Origin of the sequence: Pedobacter sp. D749 (genome assembly GCF_019317285.1) — a bacterium.
Taxonomy (GTDB): domain Bacteria; phylum Bacteroidota; class Bacteroidia; order Sphingobacteriales; family Sphingobacteriaceae; genus Pedobacter.
Map to the genome: position 1 here is coordinate 4,709,613 of NZ_CP079218.1, position 18,194 is coordinate 4,727,806.

Genomic DNA, 18,194 nt, shown 5'->3' on the forward strand with positions numbered 1-18,194 from the left:
TGTCAATCGCTTATTTTGGACTAAGGACTTAAGACTGTGGACTATATCCGCTGCTGTGCCTTCAATGCCAAATACTGATTAATTACATTAACTGTAAGCTTTTGTGGCGGGGTAAGAATAGCCAAAATGCCATGTTTGTTCAATTCTTTAACCATCAGTTTTTTCTCGTAGATAAACTTCTCTGCAATGGTTTTATGGTAAATGCCTTCAACATCTTTGGCCGGATCGGTGCTTAATCCTTTAAGTTCGGTGTTTTCGAAAAATACAACCACCAATAAGTGGTACTTAGCGATTCTTTTTAAATAAGGTAACTGGCGTTGAAGTGCCGATAAACTTTCGAAATTGGTAAAGAAAACCAAAAGTCCGCGTTGTTTTACTACCGAACGTACAGTAGAATAAAGCGCCTCTAAGTTACTTTCCAGATACCGGGTTTTTTCTTTGTACAGTACATTCATAATACTCCCTAGCTGCGACGCTTTACGGTCAGCAGGTACTATTGAACCAATGGTTTCGGATAGGGTAATTAAACCCGCTTTATCTTCTTTCAGCATGGCTACTTTCGACAAAGCAACACTTGCATTGATGGCATAATCGAGCAGACTTAAGCCTTCGAAAGGCATCCGCATTACCCGCGATTTATCGATGATGCAATAAATATTCTGCGATTTTTCATCCGTATAGGTATTCACCATCAAACCACCTTTCCTGGCGGTGGCTTTCCAGTTAATGGTACGGATATCATCACCGCCTACATAATTTTTAATCTGGTCGAATTCGCTGCTCTGTCCAACCTTTCTGATTTTTTTGATTCCAAACTCGGTTAAATAGCGCGAAACGGCCATCAATTCGTATTGACCAAGATTGATAAATGAAGGATAAACGGGGAGAACTTTCGCTCCATCGAAATTATAACGCCGACTGATTAAGCCCAACGGTGAACTGATATAAGTCCGGATAAATCCGAAATCATATTCACCACGTTTGGTTGGTCGTAAGTTATAATGGATTGATTTTATTTCTGCAGGTTTTAAATGAAGTCTAAAATCTTTATCACGGATCTGAAACTGAAAAGGTATTTCGTCAATTACCCTTGCATTTACCCCAAAACCATAACGGTTTGCGATTTCAATCTGGATCGGATTTTCATCGCCATTGCTCAAACGCTTTGACGTAAATCTTTTTACTTCAACTCCCTTGCTATTCCGGTAGAGGATAAAAAGATCGATAAAAAACAAAACAGCTACCGCTCCAGTTGCAATTTCAGGGATATCGCCCAACCAGGCAAAAAAGAACTTTAGCAAAAAAAGTACAATACAGAAGCCTAAGGCCGTAAATAAACGATCAGTTAGGAATAGATTGGTATAATATTGCTGAAAGAATTTTTTCAATTGTAGAGATTGTTTAATTGCTAAATTGTTTAAAATGGTTAACCGTATTATGGCAATTGCTAGCCCGATCGCTGGATTTGATATTGTGATTTGATCATTGGTAATTGTTCAAATCGGTTAATTGCAAACTGCGAACTGAAAATTGACAACTGTTTTAGTTAATCGATTACCCTTCGACTCCGCTCAGGGTGACTTATTAATGGTAATTAAGACTAATGACTACAGACTCAAGACTGTGGACTTACCTCGGTACTTCAATTTTTTTAATAATCTGGTTTACAATATCGGTTGTGGTTAAGCCTTCCATTTCTTTTTCAGGAGATAACAATATTCTGTGAGCTAATACAGGGCTAGCAACGGCAATGATATCATCCGGTGTAACAAAATCGCGGCCCTGGATGGCAGCAAAAGCTTTTGCACTATGGACAATGGCTAATGATGCCCTAGGCGAAGCACCTAAATAAAGGGATGAATTGTTGCGGGTTTCGGTTACAATTTTGGCGATAAATTCTAATAACTTCGGCTCAACAAATAAATTGCGGATAATGGCCCTGGCCTCTTGTATCTGTTGCACGGATAATACCGGTTGTACATCGTTTAATAACGTTTTGTTAACCAAAGTGTGCTGTGCGGTTAAAATTGCCGTTTCTTCCTCCAGAGAAGGATATTTAACCTCAATTTTGAAAAGGAAACGATCTAGTTGAGCTTCGGGCAAACGGTAAGTTCCTTCCTGCTCAATCGGGTTCTGCGTAGCCAATACCATAAAAGGTTCATCCATCATATAGGTTTGTCCATCAATGGTTACCTGGCGTTCTTCCATCACTTCGAAAAGTGCAGATTGGGTTTTGGCCGGTGCACGGTTAATTTCGTCAACCAGAATAATATTACCGAAAATCGGACCTTTTCTGAATTCAAAATCACCTGCCTTGGTATTAAAAATCGGGGTACCCAATACATCTGAAGGCATTAGATCAGGCGTAAACTGTACCCTCGAAAATTGAGCATCGATTGATTTGGCAAGCAGTTTTGCGCTTAACGTTTTTGCTACGCCCGGAACGCCTTCAATTAAGATATGTCCATCGGCAAGTAAACCAACAATCAAAAAATCGATCACCTGTTTTTGGCCTACTATGATATTTCCAAGTACGGTTCTAATCTGATTTACAGCTGCATTTAATGCACTTAAATCGGTACGTGGGTTAAACTGTTCTTGTTCCATTGCTTTGCGTAATTTTATAAAACTGTTCTATGCTTTCGTTTAAATTGATCAATTGTGTATCGCTCAGGTTACCCATTTGAGGTATTTCGATAAAATATCTGGTTAACGTTTTGGCAAGGGCTTCGTTAATCCCTGTTTTTTCCATTAACAACTGGGCAAATTTGCTGTCGATATCATTGGTTTTAAGGTAATACCTGCTCCGCAGATGTTCCATAAAGTAGTTGATTTTTTTTAAGGCGATATCGAGGTTATTCCGCTCATGATAATACACACTACCAACCACATGAACAAAGGCCAATGACGAATTGGTAAGCGGATCGGCAATGGGGATAATCCTTTGCCTGCGTTTGATATCGTAGAAAACAAAAATAATCAAACTGAAAATGCTCAGGTAATAGGCAAATTTAAGTTCGGGATGCTTGAAAAATACCCTGAGCATATCAGTTGTGGTATTTTCCTGTCCGGCAAAATATTCATCAAAAATTATCTGGGTATTTCCCTGCAGGTAACTCAGGGTTTTGGCTGCGTATTCGGCTCCATATTTATCCAATAGGTTAAAATTGGTATAAAACCCTGGCTCCGCAATCAGGTATAGATTGCCTTTCCCATAACTGTAGCGGATGAAGTTAGGTTTCCCATCCCCGTTTACACCAAGTACAGTCGCCTTATTGGTGTCAAGTTTAGTGTAATATTGACTGCCAATTCCCCTGTCGAAACCATAGTTTGCGTCAGTTTTTAGGTTTGGGTTGGTAAAATTCAGTGTGTTGCCTTCGGCCGATATGGCGCCAACCGCTTGCAATTTAAGGGTCTTCTCTATCTTGCCAAGATCGTAACTGGCAATAAAGGCATCATTACCAGCCTGCATGTATTTAACCAGCTGGCTGAAATCCGTTTTGCTGATCTCTGCTTTTTGGGCAACGATCAAATATGCTGTTCTGTTAAATTTTTTAGCCTTTAAAGTATTGTAAATGGCGCTTTTAGATTGATGGATCGTTGCCTTTGGTAAAATATCCTTGATCCGATGGTACAAGATGTATGTTCCGTAAGGTATTTTATCCTTTATGGCATAAGTTGGTGCCCAGTTTGTTGGTGTGGGTTTGTTGTATTGGGCAACTAAATAAAGGAGGATCAGGATTGAACCAATAATCAGATATGTTTTATAACCTTTCATTTAATCTGGTTGTTAAACTGGTTAAACGATTGGTTAATGGGTTCAAATTTCACCTCATCGATAGGGAAATCGCCGTACCAGATGTAATCGAACTGTAGGGTAAGTTTACTGAAATCATTTCTGAGTTCGGGTTTAGTGATTTCCATTAAATAATTGTAGTTGGTTTTATCGGGTTGCCAATTGATGATTTCGGCATCACTTAATTTTTTTAGCGCCCTCAAATACAAAAGCCTAACTGCCAAACGGAATTTCCTTTCGGCAACCAATCTTTGCAGTTCCTGTTCATAATCGATCTCATGAATGTTTTCGGTAATTACATCATAAGGAAGAATGGTTTCTTTTGATTTTTTGCTGAATATATTTTCAGCTCCGATGATTTTGAACACGATATAAAGGATAAGCGCTATACCTAGCCCGATAAAAATATACCTCGAAATTAAGTTAGAGGTTGCCCCTTGAATCAATGACCCAATTAGATTCCAAAACCACATCCAGAATTTATCCCACCAGGAAAGCTGCTGCTGGCCAATTTCATCATATTGGAATTCTTTTTGCTCTTTATAACTGCTAATTGAATCCTTATCAAATTTTGATGGGGTAATTTTAGCACTATCAATCCTGAGTTCCTTAACAATAGTTTTCGGTTTAACAGCTTGCGCATTGCTGATTACCGGAATAAAAAACAAAAGGGAAACGAGAAGATATCGGATAAAAATACGTTGCATTTTAATATTCTTCAGGTCTGGTATCTATAGGTTTTTCGGTATTGCCAAAATTGGAAATGCGTTCCATTAGCCCTGGGTTTTCTTTCTGTTCAACCAAACTGAAATAGGTAAGTGAAATGGTGATGATCGGTATAATGGTAAAAACCTGGCAAATGGATTGTAAAACGGTGGTAATCATGGTTAATGTTAACGACATGCGAGGTGTTTTATGTGTAAACATACCGATCATATTGAATAAAGTGGTAGGTAAAATCACCATACTCATGCAGGCATATACAATAATCCATACCACAATAAGGGTTCCAAAAGTAACCCAGAAATTATCTTTGATTACAGCAAAACTTCTGGTAAAAGAATAACCCAGCGAACCATTTTCGATTACCATAATCGGAAAGATCATGGCTACGTAAGGGAATAGCCAAAAGAACGGTACAACACAGAAGAAAAAAGATATAATGAGCATCAGGATCAATAAAAGCGAACTGCCAAAAATCCTGAAAAAATAATATTTAAAATAACCCCAAACCTCTTCAGTAGTGGGCGTTTCATTCCCCTTTTTTACGTACACGGCGATATAAGAAAGTATAGCTACGCTCATACTGGCATATGTGGCCAGTGAAAATAAAATGGATAAAAAATACTCTATGCTATATACCGATGATAAGCCAAACTTGTTTGTATTTCCTTCAACACCAATGGTATTGAAAATATTAACCATTTTATATTGTTGCAACAGCATGGTAAGCATACTGGCCAATACGAACAAGCCGCAAAACGTAAAATATACCTTAATCAGCGGTTTAAAGTTTTGCCGCATAAAGGTAAACGTATCGTTTATCACCTGTCCGAAATCTCTTTTTTTTCTAAATTCTAATTTCCCGATCATGTTAATTTAGTGTGACTTGTTTACGTTGAATTTTAATAGGATAAATAAATACATACCATATCATAAATACTGCTGACGATAACAATATCAACAGGCTTAGCGCTAACGGCATTTCGGTATGGCGGGTAACAAAACTTTCGAAAAAAGCAGCGACAATAAAAATCGGAATCAGGCCGATTACAATTTTTAACCCATCTTTTGCCCCTTTTTGTATGGATGCCATGCGGGTGTAGGTTTTGGGAAATAAAAAGCTGTTGCCTAAAATTAAACCAGCCGCGCCAGCCAGCACAATGGCGGAAATTTCGAGTGTGCCATGGATCCAGATCACCAGAACAGATTGAAATCCAAGGCCTTTACTGAAAAAGAAATATTGGAAAGAGCCGAGCATAATTCCGTTCCTGAATAGGGAAACGATAGAACCAAATGAAAATAAGATACCCAAAACAAAAGTATATAAAGCAACGAAGATGTTGTTAGAGCCTATCTGCAAAAACATCATAAACTGGTTATCCTGTTTATATACACCAAATGGATCGCCTTTGGCAATGTTTTCATTGGTCATATTCACATAATTATCCCCCATAATTAAACGGACAAAGGTATCGTCGTATTTGGCTGATAAGGCACCGATGGCGCAGGAAACCAGGAAAAAAAACAAAGCATAAAATACTTGTTTCCGGTGCGCTAAAAATATAAGAGGCAATTCTGTTTTCCAGAAATGGATAAAGCGGTTCGATTTCTCTTTTTTGTTTTTATAAACCGATTGGTGCAGTTTAGCTGCTAAACCATTTAAATAAGCTGTGGTTTTCGAGTTGGGATAAAAAGTTTTTGAGTAAGCAAGATCGTTGGTAATTTCGATAAACTGATTGGCCACTTCGTCAGGATTGGCTTGTCGCATGGAATCATAATGCTGCCATTTCTCCGAATTCTGTTTAACAAATAATGCTTCTCTCATTTAAAGGCGTTACCAAATCTGGCGTTAAAATAGTTAATTTTTTATGTAAATAAAACCACGATTAATCTTGCCTGCAAAACAAATGCCATCTAAGCTTAAATATCTAATAAAACTTTAGTTATAAAAATTACGCGTAGATATACCCCAACTATCTTTAAAAAAAATTATGTTTGGAATATGGATAGCATCAGAATTAGCACTGCTCAAAATATTGATATTGATTATGAAATCGCCGGACTTGGAGAGCGCATCGCCGCAAGGTGTATTGACCTGGCCGGATTTCTGGTGATTGCTGTAATTACCATGGTAGTGATGGGCGCAGTTTCAATAGGTATATCGGGAAGTGCAGGTATGATTGTCCTGTTTGTTTTCATTGCAATATTTGCTTTTTACGACCTGGTTTGCGAGATCACGATGGATGGGCAAACATTGGGTAAAAAGGCGTTAAAAATAAAAGTAATCAGTATAGATGGCACCCAGCCAACTTTTAGTCAGTATATTTTTAGGTGGTTGTTCAGGATGATCGATTTTGGCTTCCCGTTTGGATGGGGAGTAGTGGCACTGGTATCTGTAGCGGTAACCAAAAACCACCAGCGTTTGGGCGATATATTGGCTAAAACCACATTGATTAAAACAAAACCACGTACAGCGTTTGCCAATGTCGCTTTTAGCTTTAAACTGCCTGAGGAATATGAACCAATGTTTAAAGAAGTATTACATTTAAGCGATCGTGATATAGAACTGATCCATGAAGTATTAACAGGTTATTACCAGACCGGAAATGCTGACCTGATTTATACGATGGCAGCCAAAACCAAAGAACATATTGTTGTAACCATCCCAAGTGGCATGAACGAGTTGCAGTTTTTAGAAACCGTATTAAAAGATTATAATCACCTTACAGCTAATATGAGTATTTAAGCGGCAAGATATTTAAATGGGGTATATGGCAAATTTCTCGCAATCCAGAATATCATTACGATAACAAAAATTATTTTGGGCGTATTTGGATTATACCAGAAATGCAATACCAGGTTTCTTTTGGTGAAATAAGTGTATATTTTGAAGAATAGGTGCAGAACTAGGATTGGCAAACTGAGTACAAGCAGCAGGTTATATCCCATCGCTTTCTGAAGGTTTAAATGAAGCAAGGCGTGTATAGCTCTTTGCGAACCACAGCCAGGACAATCTAAATGCAGGTATTTGTGGAAGGGGCACTCGGGAAAGAAATTGTACACCTCAGGATTGAATTTATAGTAAATTATCACAATTGATAACAATACAATCGATCCTAAGATGTACAGTAGTTTCATTATCTATAATTACTCATCATGGCACCGCCAAAACCAAGCACTACAAAGAATAATATGTATAAAACATAAACACCGATTCCAACAAAAAAGCCGATTTTTGTCCATTTTCCGGCAGCAGCAGATGCAGCCTGAGCTCCGGCATAATCGCCAGCAGCATATTTGCTATTTACATTTGCAGCATTTACAATACCAGCTATTCCGAATGGTAAGCAGCAGAATAAGGTAACAAGGATTGATTCTACAAGCCAGTTTTTTGGGATAGGATTTCCGAATGGTTGTTGTCCAAAAGGCGGTTGCCCGAAAGGTGCTTGTTCTTGAGGTTTTTGATCTTCCATAGTATCAACTTTAAAGTTATTAATTTAAATTGTTGAACTAAAGTAATTTTTTTAATTCAAAAATGGAATAAATTGTAAATTAATTATTTCAACATAGGGGCCACTTTTGTTAGTAAGGCCCCGGCCCATTGGCCATACATTTTGGCACTTGGATGCAGGCCATCATCAGCAATTAATGAAATATCTGTAGTCGCATTTCTGGAGGCTGGAGTAATATTCGTATAATTTATGCCGGCTGCAAGCGTTATTTCCTGGTTTGCAGCGTTAAAATTATCAATCTCGCTTGCTATGGTTTGCACGTTTCTTCCTGAGTTTTTACCAAAAGGGGTAACACCCCAATCGGGGATAGAAACCACAAAAACCCTGCTTTTATTGCCACCTGCATAATTAATTGCGGTTTGTAACAATTCTGCGAACTCTTTTTTGTATGTGCTGATCGGATAACCACGATACTGGTTGTTTACGCCAATCAAAAGCGTAACAAAACTATAGCTGCCGGTTAAGTTTTCCTTTTTAATGGCAGCTTGTAGTTCGTCGGTTGTCCAGCCTGTAGTGGCAATAATTTTAGGATTGGCTACGTTGATGTTTTGATTCTTTAATAGGCTTTGAAGTTGATAAGGAAAAGATTCTGTTTGTTTAACAGCTTCACCAATCGTATAAGAATCGCCAAGGGCTAAATAAGTGAAATTTCCTGTTTCGCTTGATGCATTTGCGGCTTGATTGATTGCTGGCTCGTTAATCATGGGTGCTTGTTTTGTACAGCCCGAAGTTAAGAAAGAAAATAAAATGGCGCTTAATAAAATCTTCATAGGGCAATCTACGAAGTAGTGTTTGGCTTAGTTTTATCCAGCCGATTAAATCAGTTGCATTTTAAAGAGTCCGGCAATGTGGTTCTTCAGTTTACCTTTTACTTCCTCCATATCTAACTGATAACCCAATTCTTTTGCTAAAGAGGTGACAGCTTTATCATCAATACCACATGGCACAATGTTTTTAAAGTAATCTAAATCTACGTTTACATTAAAGGCAAAACCATGCATAGTAACCCAGCGACTGCAGCGCACGCCCATAGCGCATATTTTACGAGCCTTTTCATTATCAGCATCTAACCAAACCCCGGTAAAGCCAGGGTAACGTCCCGCTTCTATCCCATAATCTTTTAAAGTAAGGATAACGGCCTCTTCCAGGGTACGTAAATATAAATGGATATCAGTAAAGAAGTTATCAAGATCAAGAATAGGGTAGCCTACCAGCTGCCCCGGGCCATGGTAAGTAATATCACCACCCCGGTTTATTTTATAGTAGGTTGCTTTTTTATCTTTTAATCCCTCCTCATCCAATAATAAATTTTCGGGATGCCCGCTTTTACCTAGAGTATAAACATGCGGATGCTCGCAAAATATGAGATGGTTCGGAGTAGGCTTATTCGTGTTATTTATACGGTTTTCTGTTTTAATGGCTACCGTTTTATTTAACAAATCTTCCTGTTTATCCCAGGCTTCCTGGTAGTCTGTTAAGCCCCAGTCTGCAAAAATAGTTGGTTTTAAGTCTGTTGCAATTGCTTTTTCCACTGTCTCGTTCATCTCCGTTTATATTAAGAATTGCTGGCTACATAGCCAAGCATGTAACCGTCTTTTGTTTTAAAGTAATTAATGGTTAACTCCCGCGTACCGGCTGGCAATTCTACCAACGCATTTAATGAACCTTCGTTTCTTAACTTAAAAGGTTTAATATGGATATGCTGTTTAAACTCCAGTCCTTTTTTGCCATGCCACTTATAAATGGCCTCTTTAGCACACCATGCTACGTATAAGCCATCGGTATTATCCCCGATTTGCTTTTGGGCAAGTTCTACATCACTTAAGAACTTGTGTTTAATGCTTTTTATTTTGTGTTTAATCAGTTCAATATCAATGCCAACAGGATGATCTTTGCTAATCATCACGGCTGCATAATCATAAGAATGACTTAATGAAATATGGTAATCGAAATTAACCAGATAGGGTTTGCCATGTTCATCAAACTGGCAGTCAATATACTCTGTTGTATTCAACATGGTTCTCAACAGCAGCCTCGTACTTAACCAGTGCAGTAGCCGCTTGCCACTGTTTAATGATGAAATAATATCATGTTCATGCTGCTTAAGCTGCAGTCCGGCCAACAACTCTTCTTCTGTTTCCTCAATTTTCCAAATTGCTAAAACAGAATGCTGATCAATATTTTTGTGGTAAATTATTGGCATTGACTAAATTGGAGATTACATGCAAAATTATCTTAAATAAATGATAATTTAGGCCAAAAATACGTATAAAAATGATATTATCTGATAGCAGGATATTAGAGGAAATTGAGAAGGGAACAATCATCATTGAGCCTTTTAAGCGCGAATGTTTAGGAACCAACTCCTATGATGTTCATTTAGGGAAATATCTGGCTACATATAAAAGCCGCGTTCTTGATGCAAAGGCGCACAACGAAATCGAACATTTCGAAATTCCTAAAGATGGCTATGTGCTTCACCCGGGTACTTTATATCTTGGTGTTACCGTAGAATACACCGAAACACACAGGCACGTACCCTTTTTAGAAGGCAAAAGCAGCACCGGCCGTTTAGGTATCGATATCCATGCAACAGCAGGTAAAGGTGACGTTGGTTTTTGTAATACCTGGACATTGGAAATATCGGTAGCACAACCTGTAAAAATTTACGCCGGAATGCCTATCGGCCAATTGATTTATTTTGTTGTTGAAGGTAAAATTGAAACAATGTATAATTCAAAAGGTAACGCTAAGTACAACAATAAAACCACCAGGCCGGTAGAAAGCATGATGTGGAAGAATAAATTTTAACAATTTGTTTAATCTGTTGGTAGCCGACAGTCAATTGAACTGACATCTTTTTCTTTTTTTTGGAAATGAAAGCCAGTATGCTGTGGCAGTCTGTAGTCCCGCCATTCGCTGTGGTCCCGATAGAAGGATCGGGAGCCGCCGCTGCTGTCGGGTTTATGATTCGCAGTCTGTTCTCAAGGCACTAAACATCATTCCTAAACCCGATTAAAGCGAACACTAAGCGCAACGGAGTAAAGCATGAGCAGGACGAACATTTAAAAGACTTACTATAATTGCTTTCCAAAAAAAAGAATCAATTGACCTTTATCATATTCAATTTATTCTTTAGCCCTAAAACATTTTATATCTATTTAAATCAGTAATTTATATGCCATTCACTTTCATAAACGATAACTCTTTCCCGTCGAAATGATCATCGTCTATGCTATAAGATTTAATATCCGCAATTTTCATTTCATCAACTGCATCAACAAAATTCTGGAACTTAGCCGTTTTGCCCGGTTTGATGATCACAATCATATACTTTGATGGATTGTTTTGATGGGTAGCTGCCACCAATAGCTTATTCGAAGCAATTTCCTTTTGGAGACTTGCCATAGGAATCACTTTCATATTGGCCTTTTCAATAGTCCCCATATAAGAAACTGCCTTGTTGTCTTTACCCAGTACAATGGTCATGGTGCGTGATTCGGGAAAAGGAGCAGGATCAGGATTATGCTCATTAACTGGCTTAGCAATATCTGCAGCATTTAATTGGCTCAACGTTGTGGTGAGCATAAAAAAAGTAGTTAATAAGAACATCAGGTCTACCATCGCAGTAAGATCTACCTTTGGTGTTGCTTTTTTGGTTCTTCCTTTTACGGCCTTGCCGCTTTGAGATTCGTTTAGAGTTGCCATAATGATTAGGTTTTTAATGATGATGACAACCTTGATCAAATTGCATAAAAAAAGCAGCTAAAAATTTAGCCGCTTAAGAAAGGTGAGTAATGACGATCATTTTAATACAGATTATTTCACTGCTTCAATAACACCACAGCCCACTCGTGGTCCGGAGTTGCCTGTAGGTTGTGTGGTATAATCATCTGTACCGCCATGTACAATAATTCCCCTACCGATAATATTTTTAACATCGCCATCTTTTATACTCCATCTATCGGTAGTAACCGAAAGTGTGGCATGGCCTTTACTATCCAACATGATATTGCCGATATCGCCACTGTGGTAAGCTGCAGATCCCCATTTTCCATGTGCTTCCTTCGTTGGATTCCAATGGCCATGTGTATTTTCGCCCATGTTGCCGCAATCGCCATGCTCGTGAAAGTGGACAGCAACATTGCTATCAGCTCGTGCAGCAAAATTCATCTCAATATCCATCTTAATTTTCCCATCGCTCAATTCGTAAAATTTTGCTGTTCCAATGGTTTTGGTATTATCAGCCGTTTCGGTTAATGTTGCCTGGGCAATTTCTTTGTCGGTTTTGGTACAGGCGCTTACAAAGGCAAGGACTGCAATGGCTATGCTTAAAAGATATTTTTTCATTTTATTAAAATTTAGTTTACATACTAAACACATTGACAATCATTTAGTTTGATCTAAAACAGATGCTGGTAAAACCATTTCGAATACCACTTGTTTAATCATTATAAAATCGTATAACTATGGAACAGCCAACTGCAATGAACACTTTGAGTCAAATTCTGGAGAAATTGAGGCTGAAAGGAAAAGATAACGAACTAAAAATGTCTGACCACGGTAAGATGCAAAGTAAATCGTTGGGTAAAATTTACAAACCTGAGGATTTAACGATTGTTAAAACCTACCGCTTTGAAGGAGATTCAGATCCTGCGGATAATTCTGTATTGTATCTTCTGGAAGATCAGGATAAAAATATTGGATATATACTAGATGCTTATGGCATCTATTCGGATAACGACGGGCCATCTTTTGACGATTTCTTAAAAAAGATCCCAACTGAAAACAGAGACGAGCAGGAATTATTCAGTTAATAAAAATTTTAAAGATGGCCCGGTTAACCGGGCCATTTCTATTTGTAAAAAACCAGAACTTTCATCTTTCGATCCTGTTTAACCAAGTCTAATCCGATATCGTTAATCGATTTCAGGATACCTTCTTTATTTCTCATCGCTACATCAGTTTTGATATTGTATCGTTTTGATAAACCTGTTTCGTCTACAACGGGGAAACTAAATTCATTACTCAGATAATCGTCGGCAAAGTTGGCTAACGTAGCACCTTGCCCATCGTAACCTTGTCCACTAAAACTATAACTCAGTTTTACATCATTTGATTCTTTTTGGTTAAAATTTTTACTGATCAGCACATAAACAGGCATCACCCGATATTCTATCCTCGCCTTTACAGGGAGTAATACCAGAAGTTTACTTCGTAGGATAATCATTAAACTATCCTTTTGTTCAGGCTTAACCAGTAAGTCTAAAGAATAGAGTGTTTCCTTGTGATCAAAGTCGGAAACTTCTTTTTCGGGGAGTTCGTAAATCAATTGTTTTTCAGAAACGATACTATAAGCATCTTTATACAAGGAAGCCATCGAAGCATTGGTAAAGGTAATCCTACGACCATCGAAAGCACTTTTGTCGGTATACCGCATACTGCCCGAATGCTGGCCTTTTATATAACCGCGCAGCGTAAAACTGTGGATCAAAGTAGAATCAACAGCAAAAATATCACTGTTGTTATTTACCGGTTTCTCTTTAAATTCTGCTGAAGATTTTACGGCTAATCCTTTTACTAACCGATCAATCATTTGTTGATTAATCGAATCGCTTCTAACCAGGGCCACAACTTTACCCTTAGCATTTATAATTGCACTCTGCCCTACATACGCAAAGGCAAACAGCTTGTAAAAAAATCCCGTGGTATCACTACAGAGCCAAACCTTCGACGGTTTTTTTGTCAGGTAATTTTGGAGCCTCGAAGGCTTTTCATCAGAAATACCAATAACCTGAATGCTTGCGGGATTATGCGACTGTAGTTTAGCCAGCATATCCATTTCGGGAATGCATGGACTACACCATGTACCCCACAAGTTTAAGATATAAATCTTATCCTGCTTTTGCCCAGGCTGAATAGACCTGACAGGCGAATTGATTAAATTTTTGATCAATATATCCGGAAATTGATCGCCGGCTTTGATCTGAATGCCCTGTGCCCATGCACCAGATGCCCATACAGATAATAATAGATTAAAAAATATTGCTTTCATCATTTTTGTTTTACCAAAACTGAGCAAAACCCATTTTAAACTAAGTTACCGGAGATGTTATTTTAGGTTATATTATGTTAATGCAATATTTAGATTTAGAGATTTAACATACATTTGATGATGCGAAAAAGTGCCAACATTTTAATTGCAATCTGTTTTTCGGTAATGGCGGCACTTTTATCGTTGCAGGTATATTGGATTGTTAACTATTACAAAGCAACTTTAAAAGATTTTGAAAAGGAAGTGAACCTTGCTTTCGAAGATGGAATAAAAAAAGAGCTCGACTTACGCTGTGATACCATTCAGAACATTATTGAAAAAAAACTTTTAGATACCAATGCTTTTTTGATTAGTGCAAAATTTGATAAAAAAGACAAAAAATATGTCTACACGGTTAGTGCAAAGGGTAATGAGAAAGATAAATTCTCATCGTCGTTTAGCTTATCAGATTATAGTAAGGCCCTTCCAAAAAACAAAAGTGATACCAGTGTGCGCAAACATGTTGCTGGCCAACTTGCAATGTTAATGAGAGAAGAAGATCTGGAAACACATACCATTTATTATAGAACACAAAAGCTTGGTCTGTTTATGGATGAACAGACCAAGAAATACCAATTCGATACTACTCGTTTAAGGCCTGCATTTAACATTTATTTAAAAGCCCGAAATATTGAAACACCTTATCGCTTTATCGTTAAAAAAGTAGACAGCACCAATAATAAGGGTATAAAAAAGCTTGATTATGCTTTTGTTACGAGAGCGTTTCAAACCTACCGTTTCACCGATGATCAACGATACGTAAGAGCAATGTTTAAAAGTCCATCTGGTTACATTCTTTCCAGGATGGCTTTGCTTCTGTTTTCTTCGTTCGCTATGATCATTATAGTATCGGGTTGTATGATCATTCTTTTAAAAAGACTTTTTTGGGAGAAAAGATTATCGACCATTAAAAACGATTTCATAAGCAATATTACCCATGAATTTAAAACACCCATATCAACCGTCTCAGTTGCCATTGAAGCCTTGAACAACCCCATCATCCGAAACGACGACGATAAATATAACCGGTACCTGATCCATGCAAAAAATGAAATTGAACGATTGAATATTTTGGTTGATAAAGTATTAAATATCGCCATTTATGAGGATCGGAAATCTCCCTTACTAAAAGAAAAGGTCTTTTTCGGCAATAAAATAATGGAAATCATACACCTGCATGAAATTAAGGCCGGGAAAAGAATTGCTATCGATTATCAAAACAGAAGTGAAATAAACGAGATATATGTTGATTCTACTCAGTTTCAGCATGCCATAAGCAACATCATAGACAATGCAATAAAGTATTCAGGTGAAGAATCTCTAATCAAGATAAGCATTCAAAAGAAAGAGGATTTTCTAACGATACAGGTTGAAGATAATGGCATTGGAATAGCTGAGAAAGACATTCCTGCCGTGTTCGAGAAATTCTATCGGGTAAGTACCGGCAATAGTCATCCGGTAAAAGGACATGGATTAGGGTTAAATTATGTGAAACAGATCATGCATTTGCACCATGGCTGGTATAAAATTGAAAGTAAACCCGGTAAAGGAACTAAAATCACTTTGGGATGGCCACTTTAAATAAAATTCTCTTTGTAGAAGACGAGCCTGCACTTGCCGAAATAGTTAAGGAAACATTAGCCTTAAAAGGATTCGAAGTGATACATACTTTAACCGCTAAAGAAACCATTAGCCAATACCATAAATCAAAGCCCGACATATTAATATTAGATGTAATGCTACCAGATGGCGATGGCTTCTCGATCGCAAAACAATTGAGACAGATTGATATGGCAACGCCGATTATATTTTTAACATCGAAAGCGCTCCCTGCCGATGTGGTAATGGGTTTCGAAAGTGGCGGCAATGACTATTTAAAAAAGCCTTTTAGTATAGAAGAGCTCACTATCAGGGTAAAAGCATTATTAAGCCAAAACCGACTTGTTTTTAAGCCGGAAAATGAAGAAAAGCAGCCAATAAAAATAGGCAACTATCAATTTTATTATCCAGAAGGCATTTTAACTACAGCGAATAGTCAGAGAACATTAACCACCCGCGAAGCTGAAATATTACAAATGCTTTTGCTCAATAAAAACAACATGCTGGAGCGTAATGTAATTTTGAATGCACTTTGGAGCAATAATGACTATTTCTCTGGCAGAAGTCTCGATGTGTTTATCACCAAACTAAGGAAATACCTGAAGGATGATCCATCTATTTTCATTATGAATATCAGGGGGCAGGGCTATAAATTGGTTTATTAAGCTTTTACCACATTATAATTCCCTAATTTTGCGCCTCAATTTACGAGTGCCCTTAATGAAAAGCAAAATCAATATTCCACCAATACCAGCAGTTTTATTATCCATTATCAGTGTGCAATGTGGAGCGGCAATTGCAAAAGGGCTTTTCCCGCAGATTGGGGCTGCTGCAACAGCATCTTTACGGATCGGCTTATCTGCGGTAATCTTACTAATTGCCTTTAGACCAAACCTATTTAAACTTAATGCTAAACAATGGAAATACGTGATCTTGTACGGTGTGTGTTTAGGCGTAATGAATATGGTTTTTTATATGGCCATAGCAAGAATTCCGATCGGTTTAGGGGTAACATTAGAATTCGTAGGACCTTTAGGACTAGCCATTTTTGGATCGAAGAAACCTGTTGATTTTCTGTGGGTGGTACTTGCTGCTACCGGTATTGTATTGATTACGCCATGGACAGGCACAGGACTTAATTTAGCCGGCGTACTGCTGGCACTTTTGGCCGGTGTTTTCTGGGCAGGCTATATCATTTTGGGAGGTAGAATTTCTAAAATAATGAAAGGTGGTGATGCTGTTGCTATTGGGATGTTATTTGCTACAATAGTAATTTTACCCTTTGGGATTTATGGTGGCGGCTTAAGCACACTAAACCCGAAATTATTGGGTTTAGGAGCAGCACTTGCACTACTTTCAAGCGCCATTCCCTTTACCCTGGAAATGAGAGCCCTTAAACAGCTTCCAGCCCGGACTTTCAGTATTTTAATGAGTTTAGAACCTGCTATGGCCTCATTAGCCGCACTTGTTTTTTTACAAGAATACCTCACATTAAAAGAGTGTTTTGCCGTGGCTTTTGTTGTCATTGCTTCAGCAGGTTCTTCATTAACAGCCAGGCACACAAAAAATAATTAGGCCAGTTTTTCTGTTTTATAAATTACAATACCATCTGTCAACTGATCAGCCTGTGCTACAAAGGCTAAAATATATGGGTGCTTATTGTGCAGATCTAAACCTGCCTGATCTTTCCATTCTTCCTGAAAAATAAAGGTATGATCAACTGTCGACTCATGCAGATCGTACTGAATGCAGGCTTCTTCCTTACGAGAATTTACCACCATATCCAGCAGCATCGTTCTTAATGCCACGGTAGTTTCTTGTTTGCTTTTAACTATTGCTGTCAAATAAATGCTCATATACTTCTGTATTTAAAAAATTTTGGGTTAAATGTTCCTGGTATAATTTAAGTGCACTCCTAATATCTGCATTCTTTTCAACATCATGAAAATGGATGCCATCTATTCGCTCCATTCCGGTAAAGGCATTCATCCTGTGGAAACCAAACAAGACACCTTCATCCACACTGGTTTCCATAAAAAATTCTCCAGGCAGAGTAAAAGCTTCTTTTGGTGCATTCCATGATGATGTTACCATATATTTCCGTCCGTGTAGCATGCCACCTGTACCATAATTTCTGGTTGGATTATCCGCCTTACGCCCATCGCTAATGTAAATTCCTTTTTTATGACCTTCGGTAAATACCACATCAATATACTTTTTAAATCCATGTGGCAACTGGAACCACCAGATTGGGGTGTGGTAAATTACAACATCCGCCCAAATATATTTCGCCACCTCTTCCCCGGGGTTATAATCGTGATTGATATTGGTTGTTTTTACTTCAAATTCTTTCATTGAAGAAAAAAAATCGACTGTTGCATTAGCTATTGTCTCGTTAAACCTGCCACCAGAATGACCAAATTTTTGTCCTCCGTTAATAATGAATATTTTTGTCATTTCGTTTTTTCTA

22 protein-coding genes are annotated in these 18,194 nt (G+C 37.9%); 6 read left to right on the forward strand and 16 right to left on the reverse strand.

Annotated features, from left to right (window positions below):
- Nucleotides 1-41: 41 nt before the first annotated feature.
- The 6 genes from KYH19_RS19195 to KYH19_RS19220 form a co-directional block, all read right to left on the reverse strand.
- The gene (locus KYH19_RS19195) at nucleotides 42-1,388 is read right to left on the reverse strand and encodes a DUF58 domain-containing protein (RefSeq protein WP_193422836.1); all 1,347 of its coding nucleotides are present in this window, start codon (nucleotides 1,386-1,388) and stop codon (nucleotides 42-44) included.
- Nucleotides 1,389-1,629: 241 nt separating this feature from the next.
- Nucleotides 1,630-2,607 (reverse strand): MoxR family ATPase, encoded by a 978-nt coding sequence (locus KYH19_RS19200; protein WP_132399493.1) that lies wholly within the window; start codon nucleotides 2,605-2,607, stop codon nucleotides 1,630-1,632.
- Nucleotides 2,588-3,778, reverse strand: a complete 1,191-nt coding sequence (locus KYH19_RS19205; RefSeq protein ID WP_219076270.1) for a DUF4350 domain-containing protein — start codon at nucleotides 3,776-3,778, stop codon at nucleotides 2,588-2,590. The genes KYH19_RS19200 and KYH19_RS19205 overlap by 20 nt, the downstream gene beginning before the upstream one ends.
- On the reverse strand, nucleotides 3,775-4,503 hold the full coding sequence (locus KYH19_RS19210) for a DUF4129 domain-containing protein (protein ID WP_219076271.1): 729 nt from the start codon (nucleotides 4,501-4,503) through the stop codon (nucleotides 3,775-3,777). The genes KYH19_RS19205 and KYH19_RS19210 overlap by 4 nt, the downstream gene beginning before the upstream one ends.
- Nucleotide 4,504: 1 nt before the next feature.
- Nucleotides 4,505-5,389: a hypothetical protein gene (locus KYH19_RS19215; RefSeq protein ID WP_219076272.1), complete on the reverse strand. Its 885-nt coding sequence runs from the start codon at nucleotides 5,387-5,389 to the stop codon at nucleotides 4,505-4,507.
- 1 nt (nucleotide 5,390) lies between these two features.
- A complete protein-coding gene (locus KYH19_RS19220) occupies nucleotides 5,391-6,344 on the reverse strand; it encodes a stage II sporulation protein M (protein WP_219076273.1) in 954 nt (317 codons plus the stop codon).
- 177 nt (nucleotides 6,345-6,521) lie between these two features.
- On the opposite strand from KYH19_RS19220, the gene KYH19_RS19225 reads away from it, so the two are divergent.
- Nucleotides 6,522-7,265, forward strand: coding sequence for an RDD family protein (locus KYH19_RS19225; RefSeq protein WP_219076274.1), 744 nt, complete (start codon nucleotides 6,522-6,524; stop codon nucleotides 7,263-7,265).
- Here KYH19_RS19225 and KYH19_RS19230 read toward each other — a convergent pair.
- From KYH19_RS19230 to KYH19_RS19250, 5 genes are all read right to left on the reverse strand, one after another.
- The gene (locus KYH19_RS19230; protein WP_132399481.1) at nucleotides 7,262-7,657 is read right to left on the reverse strand and encodes a DUF2752 domain-containing protein; all 396 of its coding nucleotides are present in this window, start codon (nucleotides 7,655-7,657) and stop codon (nucleotides 7,262-7,264) included. The genes KYH19_RS19225 and KYH19_RS19230 overlap by 4 nt on opposite strands.
- A complete protein-coding gene (locus KYH19_RS19235; protein WP_132399479.1) occupies nucleotides 7,657-7,992 on the reverse strand; it encodes a CD225/dispanin family protein in 336 nt (111 codons plus the stop codon). Before KYH19_RS19235 ends, KYH19_RS19230 begins: the two co-directional genes overlap by 1 nt.
- Before the next feature lie 83 nt (nucleotides 7,993-8,075).
- Nucleotides 8,076-8,801 (reverse strand): SGNH/GDSL hydrolase family protein, encoded by a 726-nt coding sequence (locus KYH19_RS19240; protein ID WP_219076275.1) that lies wholly within the window; start codon nucleotides 8,799-8,801, stop codon nucleotides 8,076-8,078.
- A 45-nt stretch (nucleotides 8,802-8,846) separates the two neighbouring features.
- The gene (gene lipB / locus KYH19_RS19245) at nucleotides 8,847-9,575 is read right to left on the reverse strand and encodes a lipoyl(octanoyl) transferase LipB (RefSeq protein WP_219076276.1); all 729 of its coding nucleotides are present in this window, start codon (nucleotides 9,573-9,575) and stop codon (nucleotides 8,847-8,849) included.
- An 11-nt stretch (nucleotides 9,576-9,586) separates the two neighbouring features.
- Nucleotides 9,587-10,234, reverse strand: coding sequence for a 4'-phosphopantetheinyl transferase superfamily protein (locus KYH19_RS19250; protein ID WP_132399471.1), 648 nt, complete (start codon nucleotides 10,232-10,234; stop codon nucleotides 9,587-9,589).
- 71 nt (nucleotides 10,235-10,305) lie between these two features.
- Here KYH19_RS19250 and dcd point away from each other — a divergent pair, with 71 nt between their 5' ends.
- Complete coding sequence (dcd, locus tag KYH19_RS19255; protein WP_219076277.1) at nucleotides 10,306-10,842, forward strand: dCTP deaminase; 537 nt, start codon at nucleotides 10,306-10,308, stop codon at nucleotides 10,840-10,842.
- Nucleotides 10,843-11,205: 363 nt separating this feature from the next.
- Here dcd and KYH19_RS19260 read toward each other — a convergent pair whose 3' ends face one another.
- Nucleotides 11,206-11,739: a biopolymer transporter ExbD gene (locus KYH19_RS19260; RefSeq protein ID WP_219076278.1), complete on the reverse strand. Its 534-nt coding sequence runs from the start codon at nucleotides 11,737-11,739 to the stop codon at nucleotides 11,206-11,208.
- A gap of 111 nt (nucleotides 11,740-11,850) precedes the next feature.
- Nucleotides 11,851-12,381 carry a superoxide dismutase family protein gene (locus KYH19_RS19265; RefSeq protein WP_219076279.1) on the reverse strand — a complete coding sequence of 177 codons (531 nt, stop codon included), beginning with the start codon at nucleotides 12,379-12,381 and terminating at the stop codon, nucleotides 11,851-11,853.
- Nucleotides 12,382-12,500: 119 nt separating this feature from the next.
- Here KYH19_RS19265 and KYH19_RS19270 point away from each other — a divergent pair, with 119 nt between their 5' ends.
- Nucleotides 12,501-12,848 (forward strand): hypothetical protein, encoded by a 348-nt coding sequence (locus KYH19_RS19270; RefSeq protein ID WP_121284503.1) that lies wholly within the window; start codon nucleotides 12,501-12,503, stop codon nucleotides 12,846-12,848.
- A gap of 38 nt (nucleotides 12,849-12,886) precedes the next feature.
- On the opposite strand, the gene KYH19_RS19275 is transcribed toward KYH19_RS19270, so the two are convergent.
- Entirely contained in the window at nucleotides 12,887-14,086 is a 1,200-nt protein-coding gene (locus KYH19_RS19275; protein WP_219076280.1) for a redoxin domain-containing protein, read from the reverse strand.
- 117 nt (nucleotides 14,087-14,203) lie between these two features.
- Here KYH19_RS19275 and KYH19_RS19280 point away from each other — a divergent pair, with 117 nt between their 5' ends.
- The 3 genes from KYH19_RS19280 to KYH19_RS19290 are packed head-to-tail and all read left to right on the forward strand — an operon-like array spanning nucleotide 14,204 to nucleotide 17,299.
- Nucleotides 14,204-15,706 (forward strand): sensor histidine kinase KdpD, encoded by a 1,503-nt coding sequence (locus tag KYH19_RS19280; RefSeq protein WP_219076281.1) that lies wholly within the window; start codon nucleotides 14,204-14,206, stop codon nucleotides 15,704-15,706.
- Nucleotides 15,694-16,389, forward strand: a complete 696-nt coding sequence (locus tag KYH19_RS19285) for a response regulator transcription factor (protein WP_132399557.1) — start codon at nucleotides 15,694-15,696, stop codon at nucleotides 16,387-16,389. Before KYH19_RS19280 ends, KYH19_RS19285 begins: the two co-directional genes overlap by 13 nt.
- A gap of 55 nt (nucleotides 16,390-16,444) precedes the next feature.
- Nucleotides 16,445-17,299: a DMT family transporter gene (locus tag KYH19_RS19290; protein WP_219076282.1), complete on the forward strand. Its 855-nt coding sequence runs from the start codon at nucleotides 16,445-16,447 to the stop codon at nucleotides 17,297-17,299.
- Here KYH19_RS19290 and KYH19_RS19295 read toward each other — a convergent pair.
- Together KYH19_RS19295 and KYH19_RS19300 are read right to left on the reverse strand one after the other, a co-directional pair.
- On the reverse strand, nucleotides 17,296-17,580 hold the full coding sequence (locus KYH19_RS19295; protein WP_219076283.1) for a putative quinol monooxygenase: 285 nt from the start codon (nucleotides 17,578-17,580) through the stop codon (nucleotides 17,296-17,298). The genes KYH19_RS19290 and KYH19_RS19295 overlap by 4 nt on opposite strands.
- Entirely contained in the window at nucleotides 17,552-18,181 is a 630-nt protein-coding gene (locus KYH19_RS19300; RefSeq protein WP_219076284.1) for an NAD(P)H-dependent oxidoreductase, read from the reverse strand. The genes KYH19_RS19295 and KYH19_RS19300 overlap by 29 nt, the downstream gene beginning before the upstream one ends.
- Between the last annotated feature and the right edge of the window lie 13 nt (nucleotides 18,182-18,194).